Genomic DNA, 5,645 nt, shown 5'->3' with positions numbered 1-5,645 from the left:
GGGTTAGATACAAACCGATCCCTAATGGGGCAAGAAAAAATAAAGCGGGCGCTGCCAAAAGCGGTTTCCACAGGGACTTACCTGATTTACTTGATTCCCCATTCTTTTCCTCACTCAACATAAACTCCTCCTTTCCATTTGACGTCATCGGTACATTATCATATGTAAGTCAACACAAAAACGGAAAATTTTAAAGTCCCATTTTTTAAAAAAGGTTTTACTAATAGCGGACACTGTAAGGGCGGCCGAATTTTTATTAAGGAAAGATATGTCGAGTGGAAATTTGTATTCCTTTGTTAAAAAGGAATGCCTTGTAGTAATACAATTATGGGTGGATGAAGGGGAAGAGCGAATAGCTTGGTTAAAAATTGCTGAAAAAATAATACTGATTTAGGTAAATAGGCTTATATTCGTAATAGTTATTTTGGAGAGGGAAATTTGGAAGTTTTGTGTATTTTACTACAAATTATTGGAGAAAGGAGCTAATTAAAACGGGTAAAAATGCTGTAATCGAGTTTTTTCTCTGGTTAGACCCCCAGCGGCTAAACCGTTAGCACATGGGGGGTCTGACTCTTTTTTAAGCTGCTTTCGCTTCTTGCTGTGCTGTCTGCTTCGGCAAACATGCACTGACAATCGCAGCAAGCATCAATAGGATTGCAGCTGTGACTAATGAACTTGTGTAGCTTCCGCCGCGGTCAAAGAGGACTCCCGGAAGAAACGAGCCGATTGCTGACCCAAGCTGATGGCTCATGTAAAGGAAGCCAGTCACAACACCTAATGATGAACCGCGAAAATAGCCTGCAAGTAATTTTACGGTAGGCGCCACAACGGCAAAATCTACAATACCGAAGGAAATGGAAAAGACAAATAATAGCCAAGGATTTTCTATGAAAAAGCCTAACCATTTTGCACTAGTTAAAAAGATTACTAGAAAGACAATCGTCATTCCTCGAAAAAAATAAATCAAAGCGATCATTTTGCGATTATCAAATCGGTCCGCTAAGATTCCGGCAACAATCGTTCCACCAGTGTTAAATGCAGCTAGAAGGGTTACTGCCGTGCCCGTTACAGCAACAGAAAAGCCACAAGCCTGGGCAAACGGTATTAAATGGGTATCCATGAGCCCGGTAGTAGTAAATCCACAAATAAAAAACGGAATAATCAGAAACCAGAAACCGCGATGGAAGAGGTATCCCTTTTTTAAAATAGGCTGTGTTTCTTTCGATTCTATTGAATCCTGTTGCTGTTTGATAGCGGTCCCAGCCGCTCCTAATGCTTTGATGCCCATTTCAGCAGGCTCCGATTTTAAAAAGATTGCTAGAAGCGGAAAAACAATCAGCAGGAGAAATCCACCTATAAGTAAAACGGTAGTTTTCCAGCCGAATGCATTAATTAAAAACAGCGAGCTCGAAACCATCACCATTTGTCCGGCACCAAAGCCTGCTTCTACTAAACCAAGGGCTAAGCCTTGTTTTTTATGAAACCATTTTGTTACGGCAATGGTGGCGGTCACCCCCGATGCCCCGCCAAACCCAAGCGAAGATATCACGCCGTATAAAATCAGAAGCTGCCAAATGTTTTGTGCGAAATAGGTGAGAATGGTTGTAACACCTAACAAAATAATGCTGTAAACAAAAATCCGCTTCACACCGTATTTGTCAATGAGCTTTCCAATCACAGGCTGTGAGAGCGCGAAGACAATGAAACTGACAAATGAAATGGCGGAAACCATGCTCCTTGAAGCGGTGAATTCCTGCTCCCACGGCTCTATAAAAGCACCGAAACAATAACGCAGGCCTTGAGCGGCTAAAACTCCGATAAAACAGACCGCTAAAATAACCCAGCCATAATGAATTTTCTTTAACAACCCGAGCCCTTCTTTCCAAACCAAATTATTCTTCTATTATAAGGAAAAAAGCGCTCTCACGGCAATTAAAATACTTTATTGCAGAAAAGGGGTAAAGGGGTTTAAAAATAATGCACCACCCGGTAATTACTGAATTAAATTCGACAAATTCCGAATGAGGATAAATTCTCAGGACAGACCCTCAGTGCGCTAAAGTGTTAGCATATCGGGGGTCTGACCCTTTTTTTCAATCCGTTGCAGAAGACAACTCAATTAGGGAAAATATCAGCGGAATTAAGTAAAAAAGAAAGCAGGACTTCTTCATCGTAAAATGGAAGATTAATAGGTTGAGAAAATACTTCATGTCTTTGTAAGTTAATAAGAAGGGTGAATCAATATGTTATTAGAGGATTACAATAGATGCCCACTTGAAAAGTTAGAATATCTCCAAGAAGAATGGGTGATTAGGGATGAATCTGAAGAAGATCCAGATTTTAGACAGGATTGGGTAGCGGAGGGCATTGAAATTCATAAGGCCTTAGTAAGGAGAAAATTATCCAATGATAAGAAATCCTTTTATTATCGAACCTTAGCAGAGCTGTATTTAGAATATGGCCGTTCAGAGAAAATGATTCGGGGGAATGACCGAACCGCCTTCCGTTATTTACAAAATGCTGCTCGTTATATGCCAGAAAAGGGGGATATCTTTTATCATCTTGCTTTTCTTGCGGAAAAGATGACGCATGGAAATGAAAAATGGGAATCGGCTGCTTTCTATGCGAAGGAAGCACTTGAAAGAGGTTTAGCGGTAGAGAAAGAGATAAAAATCCAGTGTTTACTGGGCAAGGCCTATTTGGAACTTGGTTTTATAAAAAAAGCCGAGGCGTGTTTTAGTCATTCGAAAAAACTTGATCAAGATGATGAGTTTTCTAGATTTCGAGTAAAATATAGTAAAATGGCCGAACAGCAATCCACCTTCTCGAGGTTAAATGATCCGGGTACGCGAATGAACAAGCGGGCAGAACGAGAGACCTTGATTGAAAAATGCCGCGATGGAAAATGCTATGTCCTTGAAAATGGGCGTCATGGCATGATTTTACATGGGAATGGCTGCTCAATGGTATTAAATACAACACAGGCGGAACTGTTAAAATTATTTTTTGAATTTAAAGATGGACTAACAAAGCGTGATATCCTAGTGAATCTTAACAGCATCAAGGAAAAAAATGCCGAATCCATTAAAACAGATATAAGAAGATTACGCCTAGCTATTGAAAAAGGATTAGACGTGGAGGTAAATGCTCTAATCCAAACAGTCGGGGAAAGGAAAAGCCAGAAATATATCCTAAACCCAGCAGTTGAGACCTTCAAAGTTTAATAAAGCAGACGGTTTCTTTCGGTTACAAAGAGTGTAACCCTAACTTGGTATTCTAAACACAGTTAGAAATTAACGAGATACCAAGGGGGAATTGAAATGAAACAATCTGTTTATCTTTCAATGGAAATGCAAGCAGGAACGGAAAAATTAGCAGAGGCACTTGTATTAAGAGGTTTTCCAGTGAGGGTGGAAAATGATTTCATCACACTGCCAAATGGAAGCCAGCAGGATTTTCATCAGCTTAAAAGATTTCTTGAAAAAATGCAAATCCCTGTTTTTTGGAACGGTGACCGGTTTCAATTACTTACCAATCATTTTCCATTACAAAAGATGAAGGAAATCATTCATTTTCATGGTCGTGAGCATCTTGTCCATATGGAGGGCTACCATTTTAAATGGAGAAGCTTTGTAAACCGCCGTTATGGGATACGCACCAACACAATTAATCTCTGTCCTTTCACAGCCATCATGGTGAAGGCTCTAAATGAAGCAGGAATTGTGACATTAACAGGCTGTAATGGCCACGGGAAACATAATCCAAACTTTCAACTATCAGGTGTTTATTATGGTGTTTGGTTTAGCATCATTCAACAAAAATACATGAAGAATTTAGCCTTACATTACAAATGGAAAGTAAATTATTTACATGAAGCTTGCAATGCTGTAATCATGGCGAATAAGCTGGCCGAAGAACGTTGGGATATGAAAAAAGTTCTTGCCGATTGCTATAAAATGGCAGCCGTACTGACTGAAAATAAAGCAGAACTTCGCGATTGGAAAAGAAGAACCTTTAAAAGAAATATGAAGGAAACAGCTGAAGCTTTAAAAGAGACAGGGGATGTCCATCAGCTGTTCGATTGGATGAAGAAAACCGCAAATGTTTAAGGGGTTATAACCTTACCCTTAATGCAGTCGACTACATCGGGGGTTAGTCATAATTTAAAGCATCACTTTGTATGCTTTTAAAGCAGGAAATAGCTATAAATTAAATAAGTCCCAGCCTATGTCCAAGAAGCAAAAATCCAATTTTAGGATCAGTCCCCCGGTGAACTAAAGCATTAAAGTTCCGGGGGCTGGCCCCATTTTCCCATTTTCCAAAAAATAATGGAGGTGCCTAAAACTTTATTTCCTTTCATTATTATTTAGAAAGGTTAAACAGAATAGTTGCTTTAGAATTATCGGTTGTAAAAATCGTGATTAAATCATTTGTGAACAGAGCTGGTGAGATTTGAAAGTCACTATAAAACGAAGCGGAAAATTGTAAATGAAATGGATTTCGATGAACTATCAGGGTGGATGAAAGTAAAAAACGAGAAATACCTGGATGATATTGGGGGTAATGGAATGAGTGAGAGATCGGAAAACGGGAACCTACATAAAACATATACACTTATGGGGGCCGACAAGAAATTTTATAAGAGTGAAACTCCAGGAACCTATGGCGGTAATAAAAAAACAAAAGTATATGGTCGGATGGATTGTCCTGCTGCATTACGTGGCATCGCTAAGTGGGGGTATGTTAAAGATAGGGTATTTTTTGAGGATGAACAAACTGCAATAGAAGCTGGATTCAGACCTTGCGCCGCATGCCAGCGTGAGAAATATAAAATATGGAAAACGTTGCAGACTAACCAATAAATTGTACCTTCGTGAGGTGGGGGTCTACCCTTTTTTGGGCAGAACATGCTAGATGAATTAAAAAATAAATACGCGGTAACCTATCGGTGTCAGGCACTATGTGGAAACTCAACACTACGTAGATGGAAGAAAGGAGAATTTAAAATGGATTTTAAAAAAGAGAGTAATCGTTTTAATAAATATGATGAGACCGGTAAGTTACTGGCTGAGGTCATATATGAACCTGATGGAGAACATCAAGTACTTTTAACGCATACATTTGTAAATTCCAGCCTAAGGGGACAGGGAGTAGCGGAACAATTGGTGGACTGTGTAGTAGCTGAGATGAGAGCAGAAGGCAAAAAAATCGTTCCTATTTGTTCGTTTGCAGTTGCTCTATTTAAAAGAAAACCCGACAAATATAAGGATGTCATTACAAACTAAAAAGGGTGCTTGAGAAGGCAAATTGAACCAAAATTAATGGGTGCCCGACACTATTTAGCGGGTGTCAGGCACCCATTGAAATACTTGTTTATAGTTTTCTCCCATATTCGTTTTAGTCAAGTTTTAATTACTTATTTAGGAACTTAAGTACACGGTGTGTATACTCTTTTTTATTTAAGCGATACGAATGAATGTGCTCACAATCTTTCGTCAGCCACAATTCTTTATGGTTATTGGATGAAATCGATTGAAATAATTTTTCGCTTTCGGCATAAGGAATCGCTTTATCTGTAGTACTATGGAGGATAAAGAATGATTTTTCTTTCGTGTTTTTTACATGATTGATGGGTGAAACTTCGG

General features: G+C 39.1%; 6 protein-coding genes. 4 read left to right on the top strand and 2 right to left on the bottom strand.

The window, feature by feature from the left end:
• Positions 1 to 577: 577 nt before the first annotated feature.
• On the bottom strand, positions 578 to 1,867 hold the full coding sequence (locus BANVL01_RS26225; protein WP_066086662.1) for an MFS transporter: 1,290 nt from the start codon (positions 1,865 to 1,867) through the stop codon (positions 578 to 580).
• A 376-nt stretch (positions 1,868 to 2,243) separates the two neighbouring features.
• Between BANVL01_RS26225 and BANVL01_RS26220 the strand changes: the two genes are divergently transcribed.
• From BANVL01_RS26220 to BANVL01_RS26205, 4 genes are all read left to right on the top strand, one after another.
• A complete protein-coding gene (locus BANVL01_RS26220; RefSeq protein WP_066086665.1) occupies positions 2,244 to 3,224 on the top strand; it encodes a tetratricopeptide repeat protein in 981 nt (326 codons plus the stop codon).
• Positions 3,225 to 3,320: 96 nt separating this feature from the next.
• Entirely contained in the window at positions 3,321 to 4,109 is a 789-nt protein-coding gene (locus BANVL01_RS26215; RefSeq protein WP_066148188.1) for a hypothetical protein, read from the top strand.
• A 384-nt stretch (positions 4,110 to 4,493) separates the two neighbouring features.
• Complete coding sequence (locus tag BANVL01_RS26210; protein ID WP_235845786.1) at positions 4,494 to 4,862, top strand: Ada metal-binding domain-containing protein; 369 nt, start codon at positions 4,494 to 4,496, stop codon at positions 4,860 to 4,862.
• Positions 4,863 to 5,006: 144 nt separating this feature from the next.
• Complete coding sequence (locus BANVL01_RS26205; RefSeq protein ID WP_066096443.1) at positions 5,007 to 5,285, top strand: GNAT family N-acetyltransferase; 279 nt, start codon at positions 5,007 to 5,009, stop codon at positions 5,283 to 5,285.
• A gap of 127 nt (positions 5,286 to 5,412) precedes the next feature.
• Here BANVL01_RS26205 and BANVL01_RS26200 read toward each other — a convergent pair.
• A partial coding sequence (locus tag BANVL01_RS26200) for a prolyl oligopeptidase family serine peptidase (protein WP_156482432.1) occupies positions 5,413 to 5,645 on the bottom strand: 233 nt, incomplete at its 5' end.

Origin of the sequence: Neobacillus novalis NBRC 102450, assembly GCF_001591805.1 — a bacterium.
GTDB classification, from domain to species: Bacteria; Bacillota; Bacilli; order Bacillales; family Cytobacillaceae; genus Neobacillus; species Neobacillus novalis.
This window is presented reverse-complemented; position numbering and strand designations above follow the sequence as displayed.

Bases quoted from the DNA above. Each gene is read 5' to 3' on its own strand.
- BANVL01_RS26220 (WP_066086665.1), top strand. From the start codon at position 2,244: ATGTTATTAGAGGATTACAATAGATGCCCACTTGAAAAGTTAGAATAT.
- BANVL01_RS26205 (WP_066096443.1), top strand. From the start codon at position 5,007: ATGGATTTTAAAAAAGAGAGTAATCGTTTTAATAAATATGATGAGACC.
- BANVL01_RS26210 (WP_235845786.1), top strand. From the start codon at position 4,494: ATGGATTTCGATGAACTATCAGGGTGGATGAAAGTAAAAAACGAGAAA.
- BANVL01_RS26215 (WP_066148188.1), top strand. From the start codon at position 3,321: ATGAAACAATCTGTTTATCTTTCAATGGAAATGCAAGCAGGAACGGAA.